This is a genomic window from Streptomyces griseofuscus, from assembly GCF_014673495.1.
GTDB lineage: Bacteria > Actinomycetota > Actinomycetes > Streptomycetales > Streptomycetaceae > Streptomyces > Streptomyces murinus.
Genome location: NZ_CP051006.1, coordinates 6,167,329 through 6,184,655, shown reverse-complemented (window position 1 = coordinate 6,184,655; position 17,327 = coordinate 6,167,329). Strand labels below are relative to the sequence as shown.

The 17,327-nt window shown below is 72.6% G+C and carries 16 protein-coding genes; 5 read left to right on the top strand and 11 right to left on the bottom strand.

The window, feature by feature from the left end:
- The first annotated feature begins 16 nt into the window (after positions 1–16).
- Complete coding sequence (locus tag HEP81_RS28100) at positions 17–1,876, top strand: anthranilate synthase family protein (RefSeq protein ID WP_037653024.1); 1,860 nt, start codon at positions 17–19, stop codon at positions 1,874–1,876.
- Between the two features lie 63 nt (positions 1,877–1,939).
- Here HEP81_RS28100 and HEP81_RS28095 read toward each other — a convergent pair whose 3' ends face one another.
- From HEP81_RS28095 to HEP81_RS28080, 4 genes are all read right to left on the bottom strand, one after another.
- Positions 1,940–2,968, bottom strand: coding sequence for a 6-phosphofructokinase (locus HEP81_RS28095; RefSeq protein WP_037653023.1), 1,029 nt, complete (start codon positions 2,966–2,968; stop codon positions 1,940–1,942).
- A gap of 156 nt (positions 2,969–3,124) precedes the next feature.
- Complete coding sequence (locus HEP81_RS28090; RefSeq protein ID WP_037653022.1) at positions 3,125–3,802, bottom strand: response regulator; 678 nt, start codon at positions 3,800–3,802, stop codon at positions 3,125–3,127.
- Positions 3,799–5,034, bottom strand: a complete 1,236-nt coding sequence (macS, locus tag HEP81_RS28085; RefSeq protein ID WP_037653021.1) for a MacS family sensor histidine kinase — start codon at positions 5,032–5,034, stop codon at positions 3,799–3,801. Before macS ends, HEP81_RS28090 begins: the two co-directional genes overlap by 4 nt.
- A gap of 46 nt (positions 5,035–5,080) precedes the next feature.
- Positions 5,081–5,857: a lysophospholipid acyltransferase family protein gene (locus HEP81_RS28080; protein ID WP_037653259.1), complete on the bottom strand. Its 777-nt coding sequence runs from the start codon at positions 5,855–5,857 to the stop codon at positions 5,081–5,083.
- Positions 5,858–6,031: 174 nt separating this feature from the next.
- Between HEP81_RS28080 and HEP81_RS28075 the strand changes: the two genes are divergently transcribed.
- Complete coding sequence (locus HEP81_RS28075) at positions 6,032–6,811, top strand: alpha/beta hydrolase (RefSeq protein WP_037653019.1); 780 nt, start codon at positions 6,032–6,034, stop codon at positions 6,809–6,811.
- Positions 6,804–7,442 (top strand): hypothetical protein, encoded by a 639-nt coding sequence (locus tag HEP81_RS28070; RefSeq protein WP_037653016.1) that lies wholly within the window; start codon positions 6,804–6,806, stop codon positions 7,440–7,442. The genes HEP81_RS28075 and HEP81_RS28070 overlap by 8 nt, the downstream gene beginning before the upstream one ends.
- 161 nt (positions 7,443–7,603) lie before the next feature.
- On the opposite strand, the gene HEP81_RS28065 is transcribed toward HEP81_RS28070, so the two are convergent.
- The 6 genes from HEP81_RS28065 to HEP81_RS28040 form a co-directional block, all read right to left on the bottom strand.
- Complete coding sequence (locus tag HEP81_RS28065) at positions 7,604–8,371, bottom strand: endonuclease/exonuclease/phosphatase family protein (protein WP_037653013.1); 768 nt, start codon at positions 8,369–8,371, stop codon at positions 7,604–7,606.
- A gap of 101 nt (positions 8,372–8,472) precedes the next feature.
- A complete protein-coding gene (locus HEP81_RS28060; protein ID WP_037653011.1) occupies positions 8,473–9,426 on the bottom strand; it encodes an ROK family glucokinase in 954 nt (317 codons plus the stop codon).
- 66 nt (positions 9,427–9,492) lie between these two features.
- The gene (locus HEP81_RS28055) at positions 9,493–9,993 is read right to left on the bottom strand and encodes a DUF5304 domain-containing protein (RefSeq protein ID WP_037653009.1); all 501 of its coding nucleotides are present in this window, start codon (positions 9,991–9,993) and stop codon (positions 9,493–9,495) included.
- A gap of 63 nt (positions 9,994–10,056) precedes the next feature.
- Positions 10,057–11,235, bottom strand: a complete 1,179-nt coding sequence (locus tag HEP81_RS28050; protein WP_037653006.1) for an ArsA family ATPase — start codon at positions 11,233–11,235, stop codon at positions 10,057–10,059.
- Positions 11,236–11,290: 55 nt separating this feature from the next.
- On the bottom strand, positions 11,291–11,728 hold the full coding sequence (locus HEP81_RS28045) for an SRPBCC family protein (protein ID WP_037653004.1): 438 nt from the start codon (positions 11,726–11,728) through the stop codon (positions 11,291–11,293).
- 111 nt (positions 11,729–11,839) lie between these two features.
- Positions 11,840–12,637 carry a metallophosphoesterase family protein gene (locus tag HEP81_RS28040; protein WP_078967223.1) on the bottom strand — a complete coding sequence of 266 codons (798 nt, stop codon included), beginning with the start codon at positions 12,635–12,637 and terminating at the stop codon, positions 11,840–11,842.
- A 298-nt stretch (positions 12,638–12,935) separates the two neighbouring features.
- On the opposite strand from HEP81_RS28040, the gene HEP81_RS28035 reads away from it, so the two are divergent.
- Entirely contained in the window at positions 12,936–14,732 is a 1,797-nt protein-coding gene (locus tag HEP81_RS28035; RefSeq protein ID WP_037652999.1) for an AMP-dependent synthetase/ligase, read from the top strand.
- A gap of 86 nt (positions 14,733–14,818) precedes the next feature.
- On the opposite strand, the gene HEP81_RS28030 is transcribed toward HEP81_RS28035, so the two are convergent.
- A complete protein-coding gene (locus HEP81_RS28030) occupies positions 14,819–15,961 on the bottom strand; it encodes a glycosyltransferase family 4 protein (protein WP_037652997.1) in 1,143 nt (380 codons plus the stop codon).
- A gap of 131 nt (positions 15,962–16,092) precedes the next feature.
- Between HEP81_RS28030 and HEP81_RS28025 the strand changes: the two genes are divergently transcribed.
- Positions 16,093–17,322: a glycosyltransferase 87 family protein gene (locus HEP81_RS28025; protein ID WP_037652995.1), complete on the top strand. Its 1,230-nt coding sequence runs from the start codon at positions 16,093–16,095 to the stop codon at positions 17,320–17,322.
- Positions 17,323–17,327: the final 5 nt, after the last annotated feature.

Genomic DNA, 17,327 nt, shown 5'->3' with positions numbered 1-17,327 from the left:
AGTAGGAGACCGACCCGTGGACCTCAGGGACCTGCTGTCCGACCCCCGCCCCTTCGCCCTGCTGCGCCGCCGGGTGCCGGGCCGCGCCGAGCACCCGGTGGAGGTGCTGATCGGCCCGGTCGGCAGCCGCGACCGGCTCGCCGAGCTGCCGGACGAGGGCCTCGCCCTGGTGCCGTTCCGGCAGATCCGCGAGCGCGGCTTCGACGTCCGCGACGACGGCACCCCGCTCCTGGTGCTGACGCCCGAGGAGTCGTACGAGATCCCGCTGGACGAGGCGCTGCGGCGGCTCCCGGCGCACGAGGTCCGGGTCGAGGGCGGCGGCTTCGACGTCGGCGACGAGGAGTACGCCGGGATCGTCGGGCGGGTCCTGGAAGAGGAGATCGGCGGGGGCGAGGGCGCGAACTTCGTGATCCGGCGGACGTACGAGGGCGAGATCCCGGGGTTCGGCCGGGCGGACGCGCTGGCGCTGTTCCGGCGGCTGCTGGAGGGCGAGCGCGGGGCGTACTGGACGTTCGTGGTGCACACCGGGGACCGGACGCTGGTCGGCGCGAGCCCCGAGGTGCATGTGCGGATGTCGGGCGGCACGGTCGTGATGAACCCGATCAGCGGCACCTACCGCTATCCCGCCGAGGGGCCGACGCCGGAGCATCTGCTGGGCTTCCTCGCCGACGGCAAGGAGATCGAGGAGCTGTCGATGGTGGTCGACGAGGAGCTGAAGATGATGTGCACCGTCGGCGACATGGGCGGGGTCGTCGTCGGACCGCGGCTGAAGGAGATGGCGCATCTCGCGCACACCGAGTACGAGCTGCGCGGGAAGTCCTCGCTGGACGCCCGGGAGGTGCTGCGGGAGACCATGTTCGCGGCGACGGTCACCGGGTCGCCGGTGCAGAACGCGTGCCGGGTGATCGAGCGGCACGAGGTCGGGGGGCGCGGGTACTACGCCGGTGCGCTGGCCCTGCTCGGGCGGGACGCCGGCGGCACGCAGACCCTGGACTCCCCCATCCTGATCCGCACCGCCGACATCGGCGCGGACGGGCGGCTGCGGGTGCCGGTCGGGGCCACGCTGGTGCGCGGTTCGGAGCCGGCGGGCGAGGTCGCCGAGACCCATGCCAAGGCGGCGGGCGTGCTCGCGGCCCTCGGGGTACGGCCCGGGCGGCCGCGCGCGGAGCGGAAGCTGCCCCGGCTGGCCGACGATCCCCGGGTGCGGGCCGCGCTGGACGGGCGGCGGTCCGCTCTCGCCCCGTTCTGGCTGCGGATGCAGCAGCCGGCCGCCGAGGTGAGCGGGCATGCCCTGGTGGTCGACGGGGAGGACACCTTCACCGCGATGCTGGCCCATCTGCTGCGCGCGACGGGCCTGGCGGTGACGGTACGGCGCTACGACGAGCCGGGGCTGCGGGCCGCGGTGCTCGCGCACGAGGGCCCGGTGGTGCTGGGCCCCGGCCCCGGGGACCCCTCGGACCTGGCCGATCCGAAGATGCGCTTCCTGCGGGAGCTGGCCCGGACCGTGCTGCGGGAGCACCGGCACGGGGTGCTGGGGGTGTGCCTGGGCCATGAACTGCTCGCGGCGGAGCTGGGGTTGGAGATCGTCCGCAAGGAGGTGCCGTACCAGGGCGCGCAGACGGAGATCGAGCTGTTCGGACGCCCCGAGACCGTCGGCTTCTACAACAGCTTCACCGCCCGCTGCGACGAGGAGGCGGCACGGGAGCTGGCGGCGCACGGGATCGAGGTGAGCCGGGCGGCGAACGGCGAGGTGCATGCCGTACGGGGGCCCGGGTTCGCGGGGGTGCAGTTCCACCCGGAGTCGGTGCTGACGCTCGACGGGGTGGCGATCGTCGGGGAGTCGATGGGCCGGCTGCGCGGCGCGAGCGCGGTCTGAAGCCGTCGGCCGAAGGGCTGTGGGCCGGGTGTCCGGCCCACAGCCCGGTGCGGCCGGCCGGGCTCAGCCGAAGAACACCCCGACCTCCTCGTAGAGCTTCGGGTCGACCGTCTTCAGCTTGGCGGTCGCCTCGGCGAGGGGCACACGTACGACGTCGGTGCCGCGCAGGGCGACCATCTTGCCGAAGTCGCCGTCGCGCACGCAGTCCACGGCGTGCAGCCCGAAGCGGGTGGCGAGCCAGCGGTCGAAGGCGCTGGGAGTGCCGCCGCGCTGGATGTGCCCGAGGACGGTGGTGCGGGCCTCCTTGCCGGTGCGCTCCTCGATCTCCTTGGCCAGCCACTCGCCGACCCCGGACAGCCGCACATGTCCGAAGGAGTCCAGCGACTGGTCCTTGAGCACCATCTCGCCGTCCTTGGGCATGGCGCCCTCGGCGACCACCACGATCGGGGCGTACGACGCCTTGAAGCGCGAGGTGATCCAGGCGCACACCTGGTCGAGGTCGAAGCGCTGCTCGGGGATGAGGATGACGTTGGCGCCGCCGGCGAGGCCCGAGTGCAGGGCGATCCAGCCGGCGTGCCGGCCCATCACCTCGCAGACCAGGACCCGCATATGGGACTCGGCGGTGGTGTGCAGCCGGTCGATGGCCTCGGTGGCGATGTTGACGGCGGTGTCGAAGCCGAAGGTGTAGTCGGTGGCGGACAGGTCGTTGTCGATGGTCTTGGGCACGCCGACGCACGGCACGCCGTACTCGCCGGACAGCCGGGCGGCCACCCCGAGGGTGTCCTCGCCGCCGATCGCGATCAGCGCCTCGACCTCCTGCTTGGCGAGGTTGTCCTTGATCCGGCGGATGCCGCCCTCGATCTTGAGGGGGTTGGTCCTGGAGGAGCCGAGGATGGTGCCGCCGCGGGGCAGGATGCCGCGCACGGCGGGGATGTCGAGGCGGACGGCGCGGCCTTCGAGGGGGCCACGCCAGCCGTCCCGGAAACCGACGAACTCGTAGTCGTAACTCTGCACGCCCTTGCGCACGATGCCTCGGATGACGGCGTTGAGCCCGGGGCAGTCGCCGCCTCCGGTCAGTACTCCGACCCGCATGGAAATGTCCCTTCACCCGCAGTGCCTGACGCTTTGTCACGCTAATGGTGATGCGTGTCACATCGGGAGAGGCGGTACGGGTGAATCGGGGGGATTTCCATGGAAGTCGGGGCGCGCCCGCGGGAGTCGGGACCGGTGCGGCGGATGTGCCGGGCGCTACTCCTCGTCGAGGCCGCGTTCGATCGCGTACCTCACCAGCTCGACGCGGTTGTGGAGTTGGAGCTTGCCGAGGGTGTTCTGGACGTGGTTCTGCACGGTGCGATGGGAGATGACGAGGCGTTCGGCGATCTGCTTGTAGCTCAGGCCCTTGGCGACCAGCCGCAGCACCTCCGTCTCCCGCTCGGTCAGCCGGGGCGCGCCCGGGGTGTCGGTGTCGGGCGCGGGCACCGGTTCGGCGGCCAGCCGCCGGTACTCGCCGAGGACCAGTCCGGCGAGGCCCGGGGTGAACACCGCGTCGCCGACGGCCGTACGGCGCACCGCGTCCAGCAGTTCGCCGGTGGACGCGGACTTCAGCAGATAGCCGGTCGCGCCGGACTTCACCGCCTCCAGGACATCGGCGTGCTCACCGCTCGCGGACAGCACCAGGACACGCAACGCCGGGTTGTGCGCGACGAGTTCCTTGCACACCTGGACGCCGGGCTTGGCGGGCAGGTTGAGGTCGAGGACCAGCACCTCGGGGGCGGCGGCCTTGGCGCGGCGCACGGCCTGTTCGCCGTCGCCCGCGGTGGCGACCACCTCGAAGCCGGACTCGGCCAGGTCCCGGGCGACCGCGTCACGCCACATGGGGTGATCGTCCACCACCATGACCCTGATCGGGTCCTGCCGCTGTGTCATCGCCGCTCCGCCTTCTTCCCCCGCGCCGCCAGGGCACCCTTCGGTACCTTCAGTTCGACCTCCGTGCCCTGGCCGGGCACCGAGATCAGCTCGGCGCTGCCGCCGAGGTCGCGCAGTCTGCCCCGGATGGACTGGGCGACGCCGAGCCGCCCCTCGCCCTCGGCCTCGGCGAGCCGTCCCTCGGGGATGCCGGGGCCGTCGTCCCGGACGGTGACGAGGATGTCCGCCGGTTCGTCCTCGACCAGGATCCAGGCCCGCGCGTCCGCACCGGCGTGCCTGCGCACATTGTCCAGGGCGGCACCGACGGCCGCGGCCAGCTCCCGGGCGGCGGCCGGTGGCAGCGGCACCGGGGCGCCGGGCTCGGCCAGGCTCACCCCGTCGCGGGCGAACGGCGCGAGGAGGGTGCGCAGATCGACCGGCCCGGTGCCGTCCGGGCCTTCGTGGTCCGCCGGGCCCGTCGGCTCCGCGACCGGTGCGGCGGTGTCCTCGGCGATCCGGGCGACCGGCAGCAGCCCGCCGGCGACCAGGGTGCGCAGGGCCACCTCCTGCTCCCCGGCCAGCCTGCCCAGTTCGGCCGCCTCGCCGCCGAGGGCGGTGCCGCGCCGCTTCACCATCGCGAGGACCTGGAGCACGCTGTCGTGGATGTCCCGGGCCAGCCGCTCCCGTTCCCGGGTCGCGGCCTGGATCTCCAGGGCGCGGGCGAGGGTGCGTTCGGAGACGCGGGCCACCTCCACGACGTAGCCGATGCCGATCGAGGCCACCCAGACGAGGATCAGGCTGTGCAGGGTGTCCCGCGCGAGCTGGCCGCGCTCGACCAGGTTGGCGGCGGCCACCACCGTGGAGGCGACGGCGGCCCAGCGCCAGCCGCCCTTGACGGCGAAGGCGAGGACGGCGCCGCCGGTCCATATCGTCGGCAGGGTGGGGCCGCCCGCGATCCGCTGATGGCTGTCGGCGAACGCGGTGAGCAGGACGCCGGCGAGGGCGATGGTCAGGTCGGCGGCGAGGAAGCCCTTGGTGCAGCTGGCCGCGCCGCGCACCCGGGGCAGGGTGGCGAGGGTCCAGACGGCGAGCACGGCGTCGTAGCCGATCGCTATCCACGGACGGGTGAACTGGTCGTACGTGGTGACGCACAGACCGAGCGCGTACAGCATGGTCAGCACGCGGTACCCGGCGAGCGCGCGCCACAGCGGCAGCTCCACCGACATCCTCAGCACACGCTCGCGCCCGGCCATCCCCCGTGCCCCCCGTAGACCCCGTGAACCCGCTGACCCCGTGCGGCTACTTGCTCTCCGCTTCCCTGGCCGTCTCCGCTTCCTTGGCCTTCTCCACTTCCCTGGCCTTCTCCGCCTTGTCGGCTTCCTTGGCCGCCTTCGCCGCCTCCGCGATCTGCCGCTTGGCGGCGGTCGCGTACATGTCGACGTACTCCTGGCCGGAGAGCTTCATGATCTCGTACATGACCTCGTCGGTCAGCGCGCGCAGTACGAAGCGGTCGTGCTCCATGCCCTGGTAGCGGCTGAAGTCGAGGGGCTTGCCGATGCGGATGCCGGGCCGCATCAGCTTCGGCATCACCTGGCCGGGCGGCTGGATCTTCTCGGTGTCGATCATCGCCACCGGGATCACCGGTGCTCCGGTCGCGAGCGCCACCCGGGCGAGACCGCCGGGCTTGCCCCGGTAGAGCCGGCCGTCGGGCGAGCGGGTGCCCTCCGGGTAGATGCCGAACAGCTCGCCGCGCTCCAGTACCTCGATGCCGCTCTTGATCGCGGCCTCACCGGCGCCGCGCGCACCGGAACGGTCCACCGGGAGCTGGCCGACGCCCTTGAAGAAGGCGGCGGTGAGCCGGCCCTTCACCCCGGGCGTGGTGAAGTACTCGGCCTTCGCGATGAAGGTGACCTTGCGGTCCAGCATCGTCGGCAGGAAGAACGAGTCGGAGAAGGACAGGTGGTTGCTGGCCAGGATGGCCGCTCCCTCGGCCGGAATGTTCTCCAAACCCTCCACCCAGGGCCTGAAGGCGAGCTTCAGCGGCCCTCCGATGGCGACCTTCATCGTGCCGTACAACACCCGTGTGCCTCCCGTTTCCGTCGAACAGACCTTAACCCCCTGGACCGTCAAAGCACCCGACGGCCCTGGTCGGTGTCCGTGCGGTCGCGTACGGTGAAGCACATCCGCGTGTTCTCTCAACGCCCCGGCCGACGGCGGCGGGGCCCTTCCCCAGGAACAGGAGCGTCGAAGGTGCCGGTTCTCCCTGGAGCCGAGCCGTACCGCCACTCCGGCGGCGAGGTGGGCGTCCTCTTCTGTCACGGCTTCACCGGCTCCCCGCAGTCACTGCGCCCCTGGGCGGAGCACCACGCCGCGCGGGGCCTGACGGTGTCGCTGCCCCTGCTGCCGGGACACGGCACGCGCTGGGAGGACATGCAGCTCACGGGCTGGCAGGACTGGTACGCGGAGGTGGACCGCGAGCTGCGGCTGCTGTCCGAGCGCTGTTCCCAGGTGTTCGTCGCGGGCCTGTCGATGGGCGGCGCCCTCGCGCTGCGGCTGGCCGCCCTGCACGGCGAACGGATCAGCGGCGTGGTCGTTGTCAATCCGGCGAACAAGGTCCACGGCCTGTCCGCGCACGCCCTGCCCGTGGCCCGGTACCTGGTGCGGTCCACCAAGGGCATCGCCAGCGACATCGCCAAGGGCGGCGTGGCCGAGACGGGTTACGACCGGGTGCCGCTGCACGCGGCGCACTCGCTGCGCCGGTTCCTGCGCCGTCTCGACGGCGAGCTGCCCCGGATCGACCAGCCGCTGCTGCTGCTGCGCAGCGCCCAGGACCATGTCGTACCGGCCGTCGACTCGGCCCGGGTGCTGGAGCGGATCTCGTCCGCCGATGTCCGGGAGATCGTGCTGGAACACAGCTACCACGTCGCGACGTTGGATGTGGACGCGGACCGGATCTTCGAGGAGAGCCTCGGTTTCATCGGCCGGCTCGCACCGATTCCGGGCAAGGAAGGGACGGCCGCAGTTGGCTGAGCACGACCCGGGTCCCGAGGGCCGCGAGGACCGGGAGGACCGGGAGCCGGAGGAGAACGGGCTGCGTTTCGACGAGGACGCCGCCTGGCGGGCCATCGTGGCCGGATACGGCGAGGAGCCGCCGGACCCGCCGGGCAGCAGGCCCTTCAAGCCGGTGGAGGACCTGGCGCTGCTGGAGAAGGACGCGCTGCTGGAGAAGCTGGAGAAGGACGCCGCGGCGCACGAGGGCGACGACGGCGAGAAGGACGGCGGCAAGGAGAAGAAGAGGGAGGAGCCGCGGCCCGCCCGGCCGCTGGGCAGCTCCATCTCATTCGCGCCCGGCGTCGGTCCCCGCGACCACCGTGCGCCGGAGGCGTCCGAGGACGACTTCGACGAGGACGACGAGGGGCACTTCGTGCCGCCCGAGCCGCCCCCGCTGGACACCGGCGACACCACGTCGAAGTTCGCCTGGCTCGGTGTGGTCGGCGGGCCGATCCTGCTGCTGGTGGCGGTGCTGCTCGGCTGGGACATGACCTGGTGGCTGACCACCCTCGGCATCGGCGGCTTCCTCGGCGGCTTCGCGACGCTGGTGGCGCGGATGCGGACGGACGAGGACGACGACGATGATCCGGGCCGGGGCGCCGTGGTCTAGTCGGGTCCGGGGCCGGGCCGAAGACCCGGTCCGGTCGGGACCCGGGGCCGGGCGAAGACCCGGGGCCGGGCGAAGACCCGGGGCCGGGCGAAGACCCGGGGCCGGGCGAAGAACCGAGGCCGAGCGGGACCCGGGGCCGGGCGGGACCCGGGCTGATGGGCTCAGGTCGGCTCGGTTTCCTGTTCGGTGGCCGGGATGTGCAGGGCGGCCAGGACCGGGAGGTGGTCCGTGGCGGCGGCCAGGTCGGCCCGGCTGACGCCCGGCAGGTCCTCGGGGACCCCGCAGCCGAGGACCTCGATGCCCTTGGTGGCGAACACCGCGTCGATACGCCGTGCCGGCGCGTCCCGCGTCCAGGTCTCCTCTCCGCCCCAGGGGGCCACCGCCCGGCAGTCCTGAAGGGCGCCGGCGAGCAGGTGGAAGGTGCGGCCGTCGGGGCCCTCGTTCAGATCGCCGCCCACCAGGGCGTGTTCCACACCGAGTCCGTCGAGCCGGTCGAGAAGCAGGCCGCCCTGGGCGTACCGCTCGGTGCCGTCGAGGCTGAGGTGACAGCTGATCACCCCGAGCCGGGCGCCGCCGAAGCGGACCACCGCGGTGGCCAGACCGCGCCGGTGCAGACCGGGGGTGAGCGGCAGCAGGACGTCCTCGGTGCGCTCCACGGTGGCGCGCAGCGAGCACAGGATCGCGGGGCCCGCGGCGGTGCCGCCGCCGGTGAGGACGACGAGACCGCTGGCCCCGGCGAGCCGCGCGAGCTTCTTGCGCCAGCGGAAGAACCGGGGCGCCTCCTGGAGGAGGACCAGGTCGGGCGCGCAGGCGGTGATCACCCGGGCGAGGGCGTCGGTGTCGTCGCGCAGGGAGCGGATGTTGTAGCTCAGCACGCGGACGACGGCTGAACCATCGGGTTCTGTGTGGGAGTTGGGGAGCGGCGCCATGTGGATCAATGTACGCCCAGGGGGGTGGGTGCGCGGCAGCCGGTTCCCGGTGGCCGGCCGCGCCCCGAGGTGGGTGGGTCCACCCCCCTCACCAGCGATCGCTACATGATCGGATCGGGCTCACGGGCCAGGTCCGCCGCGCCGACCATGCCCGCCTTGTTGCCGAGCTGCGCCGCGATCACATCGGCGACGGGACGCCAGTTCCCGCCCACCAGCCACCGCTTGTACGACTTGCGGATCGGGTCGAGGACCAGCTCGCCCTCGTCGGAGAGGCCGCCGCCGACGATGAAGGCGGACGGGTCGAAGAGGGAGGCCAGGTCGGCGAGTCCGGCGCCGGCCCAGCGGGCCAGCTCGCGGTAGGAGTCGACGGCCACCGGGTCGCCCTGCCGGGCGGCCATGGAGATGTGCTTGCCCTCGATGCCGTCCGGGGTGCCGTCGCCGAGCGAGAGCAGCACCTCCGCGTTCTCGGGGGTGGCGTTGGCGCGCTGCTTGGCGTACCTGACCAGGGCGCGCCCGGAGGCGTACTGCTCCCAGCAGCCCTGCGAGCCGCAGCCGCACAGCAGGCCGTCCGGGACCATCCGGATGTGGCCGAACTCGGCGGCCACGCCGAAGTGGCCGCGGCGCAGCTTGTTGCCGATGATGATGCCGCCGCCGAGGCCGGTGCCGAGGGTGATGCAGATGACGTTGCGGTGGCCCTTGCCGGCGCCGAACTTGTACTCGCCCCAGGCGGCGGCGTTGGCGTCGTTCTCGACCACGACGGGGAGGCCGGTGCGGGCCTCGACCTTTTCCTTGAGCGGCTCGTTGCGCCAGTCGATGTTGGGGGCGAAGTAGACGGTGGAGCGCTGCCGGTTGACGTAACCGGCCGCACCGATGCCCACGCCGACGATCTCGTGCCCGGCACGCGCGCCCTCCACCGCGGAGGCGATGGCGTCCACGATGGCCTCGGGCGTGGTGGGGGTCGGCACCTTGAAGGTCGAGAGGATGTTGCCTTCCTCGTCGACCACGCCGGCCGCGATCTTGGTGCCGCCGATGTCGACGCCGATGGTGAGTCCCATGAATCCCTCAGTTCGGTCGAGCCCCGCTACGGCCAACCGTACCCGAGGCCCTTACGGGCGAGGGCTTCAGTCCAGGTCGATGCGCTCTCCGGAGCCGGTCCCCTCGCCCCGGTCGCGCCCCTTGCCGCCGTCGCCCTCGCGCTCCTTGCGCCACTCGTCCGTGACGTCGCCAGGACCGGCGGTCCAGCGCTGTTCCTGGGACTGGACGGCGGAGCGGTAGGCGGCGAGCAGTTCGCCGCCGGCGGCGGCGAGATGGTCGAAGACGCCGGGGTTGCGCTCTATGACGGGTTCGACGGCGGCCTTCGCCTGCTGGACGACCTGCTTGACCATCTGCTGGGCGGCGGGTCCGGCGAGGGCGCCGAGGGGGGACTGGAGGCCGGACAGCTTGTCGGCCACCGAGTCCACGAGCTTCTTCAGTTCCTCGGCGGCGGAGCCGGGGGGCGGGCCGTAGGTGGTGCGGCGGCGGGCCTTCTCGGCCTCCAGGTCCTCGGCGCAGGCCGTGGCCCAGGCGTCGGCGTCGCTCACCCGCGGCTCCTCGTGCGGCTCGGCGGGGCGCTCTTCGCTCATGGCGGACTCCTGACTGCGGTACGCCCTTACGTATACGACGTTACCCGAACCGCCGTGACCCGTTCACCGTGCGGCGGCGGGCCACAGACCGGGGTCCGGGGCGAAGCGCACCCGCAGCTCGCCCTCGCGCAGACCGGCGCCGGAGACGGTGCAGCGGCGCAGCGCTGAGGGCAGGGAGACGATCCGCCGGAAGGCGCTCGCGGTGATCACGAGCTCGTCGCCGCGCCGGATCAGGTCGAGCTCCTCCCGTATGGCGCCGGGCAGCGGGATGTGCCAGACCAGCACCCCGTCCTCGGCGATCCGGTCGGCGACGGGCCACTCGACGGGGCGGTCGGTGCCGGTGACGGCGGGTACGGCGAGGGCGGCGAGGTCGTCCGGGGAGCCCGGGTCGCGGCCGAGGTGCGGCACGGCGTGCACCTCGCACTCCTCCTCGCCCTCCCACTCCCGGAGCGCCTTGCGCTGCTGGGCGACCAGGCCGGCGAGCCAGGTGTCGGGGGTGGTGTCGGGCAGGAGGCGGTTGGCGACGAGGGCCTCGGTGCGCAGACCGCGCAGGGCGAGGCCGAGGCGGGCGGTACGCAGGGCGTCCACGGCGGCGGGGGTGGGTTCGGCGACGAGGCGTACGGCCGTGTCGCGGTCGGTGAGTACGGCCTCCACGGCGGCCAGCTCCACGTCCCAGCGGCCCGCCGTCTCGTACAGCCAGTCGGCGGGCATGGGGACACCGGCGAGCCGGCCGAGCACGGGGCGCAGGGCGCGGGCGGCCTGGCGCTCGGGGGGCAGCAGGCGGCGCAGATAGCGGCGCAGTTCCTCGGGGAGGGCGAGCAGGGCGAGGGCCCCCGGCAGGGGCGGCAGGTCCGCGACGAGCAGGTCGTACCGCTCGGAGAGCGCGGCGTCGCGCAGGGCGCGAAGGAACGTCAGTTCCTCGGCGCCGGGCAGCGGGGTGACCTCCTCGGCGTCCAGCCGGGAGGCGCCGAGCAGATCGAGGACGCCGGCGGCGCGCTGCTGGAACTCGGCGAGGTCCCGGCGGAAACCGGCGACGGCGTCGGGGCGCCAGGCGGTGAGCCGGGGCTCGATCTCCACGGGCCGGGCCCCGGTCGGTGTCCCCAGCACCGCGCCGGGGGTGTCCGCACGCTCCGCGCTCAACAACAGGGTCCGACTGCCCTCGCGGGCGGCGCGCAGCGCGGTGGCGGCGGCGACGGTCGTCCGCCCGCTGCCACCGGGCCCCGTGATCAGGATGGTCCGCATGAGTCCGAACGGTAACGGACACTCCGTGCGGGGTGTCGCGGTGAGGGGACCGGTGTCAGGGGGTCTCGACGCGCTTCTTCAGGCCCGCCAGGGCGCGGTCGATGATGACCTTCTCCGCCTTGCGCTTGATCATGCCGAGCATGGGGATCTTGACGTCGACGGTGAGCCGGTACGTGACCTCGGTACCGCCCTGGCCCGCCGGTGCCAGCAGGTAGGACCCGTCGAGCGAGCGCAGCATCTGGGACTTGACCAGCGTCCAGGAGACCTCGTTGTCACCGGCCCAGGTGTACGCGAGCGTCTGGTCGTCCTTGATCGCGCCGGCGTCCATGACGAGCCGTACCTCCTGGGCACGCCCCCGCTCGTCGGTCTTGAGGACCTGCGCCTCCTTCACCTCACCGGTCCAGTCCGGGTAGCGGGCGAAGTCGGCGATCACCGCCATGACGTCGGCCGGAGCCGCCTCGATCGTGATGCTCGAACTGGTGTGTTCCGCCATCGCCGTGGCTCCTCCAGATGCGGACCGAAGAGACTCTTGCCGTGCGCTGCTGCGCACGTGTGTGCAGCGTGAAGGCTACCGTGCGCCCGCTTCAGCCCCGCCCTCGCCCCGTCACCACTGAAGGGCCCACGGCCGGCCGCTGCCCGCGAAGTGCCCGACGTTCACGCACTCCGTCGCCCCGATCCGCATCCTGCGCGCCAGCGGCTGATGGACATGCCCGAAGAGCGAATACCGGGGCCGGGTCCGCCGGATGGCGTCCAGCAGCGCCCGGCTCCCCCGCTCGAAACGGCGCGCGACGGTGTCGTACACCAGCTCCGGCACCTCCGGCGGGATGTGGGTGCACAGCACGTCGACCTCGCCGACGGCCTCGATCTTCGCGGCGTACTCCTCGTCGGAGATCTCGTACGGCGTCCGCATGGGCGTGCGCAGCCCACCGCCGACGAAGCCGAACGTCCAGCCGCCGATCTCCACCCGCTGCGCGTCCAGGACGGTGACACCGGGACCGGCGTATTCCGGCCACAGCTGCGGCATGTCGACATTGCCGTAGGTGGCGTACGTCGGGGTGGGGAACGCGGCGAAGAGTTCGGCGTACTGCTTGCGTACCGCCTTCTCGATGGCGGTGAAGCGGTCGCCCTCGATCCCGCCCCACAGCTCGGCCCCGAAGGCCCGGGCCTCCTCGAAGCGCCGGGCGGTGCGCAGCTCCACGATGCGGTCGGCGTTCGCCTCCCCGAACAGGTCGGGGAAGATGCCGCGCGAGTGGTCGGCGTAGTCGAGGAAGAGCACCAGATCGCCCAGGCAGATCAGGGCATCGGCACCCTCGCCGGCCCGCGCCAGGTCCCGGGCGTTGCCGTGTACATCGCTGACCACATGGACGCGATGCCGGCTGCTTCGAGGGGGTGTGGATGCCATGGCGATCAAGCGTAGGCGTGTGTGTCGTAGGTGAACAGTCCTGGTCGTGGCCTGCGGTTACTCGCCGGTCGGAGAGGCCGTGGACTACTGTGCGCGAAGGAACGCCATCCTGTGTGACGCAGCGAACATCTGGCCGGGACCCCCTGTCGGGAACCGCATACCGACGGGTAACGTCCGGGCAGTCCAGTCGTGCTCTGGGTTTCAGCCACCGGTGGCCCCGAGCACCAGCCCGAGCCTTGGACCGCACCGTCGCATCACACAACGTCGTGGCGCCGGCGCCCTATGAGGAGCAGCAGTCTTGCGCGAGTTCAGCCTTCCGGCCTTGTACGAGGTCCCTGCGGACGGAAACCTGACCGACATCGTCCGCAGAAACGCCGCGCAGCATCCCGACGTCGCCGTGATCGCCCGCAAGTCCGGCGGCACCTGGCAGGACGTGACGGCCCGGCAGTTCCTCGCCGAGGTGCACACCGCGGCCAAGGGACTCATCGCCGCCGGGGTGCAGCCGGGCGACCGGGTGGGCCTGATGTCCCGGACGCGCTACGAGTGGACGCTCCTCGACTTCGCCATCTGGAGCGCGGGCGCGGTGACCGTGCCGGTGTACGAGACCAGCTCGCCCGAGCAGGTGCAGTGGATCCTCTCCGACTCGGGCGCGACCGCCTGCGTCGTGGAGCTGGACGCGCACGCGGCCGCCGTGGAGGCCGTACGCGACACGCTGCCCGCGCTGAAGAACGTCTGGCAGATCGAGGCCGGTGCCATCGAGGAGCTGGAGCGGCTCGGCCAGGACGTGTCGGAGGAGACGGTGGACGAGCGCTCCTCGCTCGCCCGCGCCGACGATCCGGCCACCATCGTCTACACCAGCGGCACCACCGGCCGCCCCAAGGGCTGCGTGCTCACCCACCGCAGCTTCTTCGCGGAGTGCGGCAACATCGTGGAGCGGCTGCGTCCGCTGTTCCGCACCGGCGAGTGCTCGGTGCTGCTCTTCCTGCCGCTGGCCCATGTCTTCGGCCGGCTGGTGCAGATCGCGCCGATGATGGCGCCCATCAAGCTGGGCTGCGTCCCGGACATCAAGCACCTCACCGATGAACTGGCCGCGTTCCGGCCGACATTGATCCTCGGTGTGCCGCGCGTCTTCGAGAAGGTCTACAACTCCGCGCGCGCCAAGGCGCAGGCGGACGGCAAGGGCGGCGTCTTCGACAAGGCGGCCGACACCGCGATCGCGTACAGCAAGGCCCAGGACACCGCGTCCGGGCCGTCGTTGGGGCTGAAGATCAAGCACAAGGTCTTCGACAAGCTGGTCTACGGCAAGCTGCGCGCGGTCCTCGGCGGCCGGGGCGAGTACGCCATCTCCGGCGGCGCCCCGCTGGGCGAGCGGCTCGGCCACTTCTTCCGGGGCATCGGCTTCACGGTGCTGGAGGGGTACGGCCTGACCGAGTCGTGCGCGGCGACCGCGTTCAACCCGTGGGACCGGCAGAAGATCGGCACCGTGGGCCAGCCGCTGCCCGGTTCCGTGGTGCGGATAGCGGACGACGGCGAGGTGCTGCTGCACGGCGAGCACCTGTTCAAGGAGTACTGGAACAACCCGGGCGCGACGGCGGAGGCGCTGGCCGACGGGTGGTTCCACACCGGGGACATCGGCACCCTGGACGAGGACGGGTATCTGCGGATCACCGGCCGCAAGAAGGAGATCATCGTCACGGCGGGCGGCAAGAACGTGGCCCCCGCGGTGATCGAGGACCGTATCCGCGCGCACGCGCTGGTCGCGGAGTGCATGGTGGTCGGCGACGGACGGCCGTTCGTCGGCGCGCTGATCACGCTGGACGAGGAGTTCCTGACGCGCTGGGCGGCGGAGCACGGCAAGCCGGCGGGTTCCACGGCCTCGTCCCTGCGCGACGACCCGGACCTGAACGCCGCGATCCAGGAGGCCGTGAACGACGGCAACGCGGCGGTGTCCAAGGCCGAGTCGGTGCGCAAGTTCCGTATCCTCGCGTCCCAGTTCACGGAGGACTCGGGCCATCTCACGCCGTCGCTGAAGCTCAAGCGGAACGTGGTGGCCAAGGACTACGCGGACGACATCGAGGCGATCTACGCGAAGTAGGCGAGTCGCCTCAAGCGATCGGCAGCGCAAGGAAATCGACGGCCCGTCAGGAAGAATTGACGGGCCGTCAATTCATGAACCGGCCGTCAGAGAAGTTCCTTCAACCGCTCGGCCAGCAGGTCCCAGCGCCACTTCTCCTCCACCCACCGGCGGCCCCGCTCCCCCATCCGGCGGCGCAGTTCGGGGTCGCCGAGCAGGGTGACGATGCGCTCGGCGGCCTCGCCGGGTTCGCCGCCGCGGACCACCCAGCCGGTCTCCCCGTCGAGGACCGCGTCCGGGGCGCCGCCGGAGTCGCCCGCGATGACCGGCAGACCGGTCGCGGACGCCTCCAGATAGACGATGCCGAGGCCCTCGACGTCGAGACCGCCGCGGCGGGTGCGGCAGGGCATGGCGAAGACATCGCCCGCGCCGTAGTGGGCGGGCAGCTCCGACCAGGGGACGGCGCCGGTGAAGCGGACCGAGGCGGCGACGCCGGTCTCCCGGGCGAGGCGGCGCAGCTCCTGCTCGTAGGGGCCGCCGCCGACGATCAGCAGCACGGCGTCCGGCTCGGCGGCGAGGATCGCGGGCATGGCCCGGATCAGCGTGTCCTGGCCCTTGCGCGGCACCAGCCGGGAGACGCAGACGACGACCGGGCGGTCGGTGAGGCCGAGCCGGGCGCGCACCTCGTCACCGCCGGAGGCCGGGTGGAAGGTCTTCTCGTCGACGCCGGGCGGCAGTTGGACCATCCGCCGCGCCGCCGCCGGGGTGAGCGCCCCGGCGATCCGGGAGCGGGTGTACTCGCCCAGGTAGGTGATCGTGTCCGTGGCCTCGCCGATCCGGCGCAGCAGCTGCCGGGCCGCGGGCAGCTGGGCCCAGCCGGCCTCGTGCCCGTGGGTGGTGGCCACCAGGCGCTCGGCACCGGCCCGGCGCAGCGCGGGCGCCATCAGGCCGAGCGGTGCCGCGGCCCCGAACCACACCGAGGTGCAGCCGTGCTCGCGCAGCAGCCCGGCCGCGCGCCGGGTCGCCCCGGGGGTCGGCAGCAGCATGGTCGTACGGTCGCGTACGACGGTGAAGGGCTGCTCGGCGTCGAAGGCGGCGGTCGCCTCGACGCCCTCCCGGCCCCGCTTCCAGGTGGAGGCGTAGACGACCAGCCGGTCGGGGTCCAGGCGCAGCGCCATGTTGTGCAGGAAGGCCTGGATGCCGCCCGGCCGGGGCGGGAAGTCGTTGGTCACGATCAGGGTCTTGTGCATCGTCGCCGACCCTACCGAATCGGCCGTCCGGCGCCGGGCGGCGGCCGGTGCGTTGGCACGGCCAGGGGCGCTCGGGACATCATGGTCCCGCGGCACCGGACTCGAAGCGAAATCGAACGGCAGGGGAACACGTGGAGACCAAGGACGCCCGGCGGTCGCCGGCGTACCTGCTCGCGACCTGGTGCGTCACCCGTGCGGTGCTGCTGCTCCTCGTCCTCGGGGTGTACGTCGTCCCCGGCCCGGACGTCACCACGGACGTGTCGGTGATCTACCGCAACTGGTACGAGGTGCTGCGCCAGGGCACGTTCCCGCTGGACGACGTCACCTGGCAGTACCCGCCGGCCGCCGCGCTGGCGATCCTCGCGCCCGCCCTGCTGCCGTTCCTCTCCTACCCGCACGCCTTCTTCGCGCTGGCGTTCCTCGCCGACCTGGTGGTCCTGGCACTCCTGCTGCGCTCGGCCCGGCAACCCGGCCGGTCCCGGCGCGGGGCCTGGGTGTGGGTGGCGGGTGCCCCGCTGCTCGGGCCGACGGTGTACGCGCGCTACGACGTGATGGTGACCGCGGTGGCCGTGGCCGCGCTGCTCGCGGGGGCCCGGCATCCCCGGGTGATGGGCGCGCTGGCGGCCTTCGGGGCGCTGCTGAAGGTGTGGCCTGCGCTGCTGCTGGCCGGTGCGGTACGGCGCCGGGCATGGGTGTCGGCGGCGGTGACCGGGGCGGGGCTCGCGGCGGCGTTCGCGCTGTGGATGCCTGGCGCGTTCGCCTTCCTGACCTTCCAGCGGGAGCGGGGTACGGAGGTGGAGTCGCTGGGCGCCCTGGTCTTCCATGTGGCCCGGCACTTCGGCTGGAGCGGGCAGGTGCTGCTGAACTACGGCTCGATCGAGTTCCTGGGCCCGTACGTGCCCGAGGTGAGCGCGGCGGCGCTGGCCCTGACGGCGGGCGCGTTCGGCTGGCTGCTGCTGTGGCGCCTCAGGGCCCGCCGCTTCCCCCCGCACGTCCTGACGGACGCGGCGCTGACCGCCGTGCTCCTCTTCACCACCACGAGCCGGGTGATCAGCCCCCAGTACCTGGTCTGGCTGATCGGCCTGGCCGCCGTCTGCCTCACCCACCGCGCCTCCCGGATGACCGCCCCGGCCCTCCTGGTCCTGCCCGCCTCCTTCCTGACCCTCCTGGAATTCCCCATCGGCTTCGTCCATGTGGTCTCCAGCGACTGGTACGGAATCACCCTCCTGCTCCTGCGCAACGCCCTCCTGGCCGCCGCCACCCTGCTCGCGGCCCGCCGCCTGTGGCGCGCCACCACCTCCCCGGCGACGCCCCCCGTCCAGCCGCTCCCCACGCCCCGGGAGACCTCGGTCTCCCCCTGACCCCG

What these genes read in the sequence shown, in the direction of transcription:
- HEP81_RS28095 (WP_037653023.1), bottom strand. Translation starts at nt 2,968, where the DNA reads ATGCGGGTCGGAGTACTGACCGGAGGCGGCGACTGCCCCGGGCTCAAC.
- HEP81_RS28090 (WP_037653022.1), bottom strand. Translation starts at nt 3,802, where the DNA reads ATGACACAGCGGCAGGACCCGATCAGGGTCATGGTGGTGGACGATCAC.
- macS (WP_037653021.1), bottom strand. Translation starts at nt 5,034, where the DNA reads ATGGCCGGGCGCGAGCGTGTGCTGAGGATGTCGGTGGAGCTGCCGCTG.
- HEP81_RS28065 (WP_037653013.1), bottom strand. Translation starts at nt 8,371, where the DNA reads ATGGCGCCGCTCCCCAACTCCCACACAGAACCCGATGGTTCAGCCGTC.
- HEP81_RS28060 (WP_037653011.1), bottom strand. Translation starts at nt 9,426, where the DNA reads ATGGGACTCACCATCGGCGTCGACATCGGCGGCACCAAGATCGCGGCC.
- HEP81_RS28055 (WP_037653009.1), bottom strand. Translation starts at nt 9,993, where the DNA reads ATGAGCGAAGAGCGCCCCGCCGAGCCGCACGAGGAGCCGCGGGTGAGC.
- HEP81_RS28050 (WP_037653006.1), bottom strand. Translation starts at nt 11,235, where the DNA reads ATGCGGACCATCCTGATCACGGGGCCCGGTGGCAGCGGGCGGACGACC.
- HEP81_RS28045 (WP_037653004.1), bottom strand. Translation starts at nt 11,728, where the DNA reads ATGGCGGAACACACCAGTTCGAGCATCACGATCGAGGCGGCTCCGGCC.
- HEP81_RS28040 (WP_078967223.1), bottom strand. Translation starts at nt 12,637, where the DNA reads ATGGCATCCACACCCCCTCGAAGCAGCCGGCATCGCGTCCATGTGGTC.
- HEP81_RS28030 (WP_037652997.1), bottom strand. Translation starts at nt 15,961, where the DNA reads ATGCACAAGACCCTGATCGTGACCAACGACTTCCCGCCCCGGCCGGGC.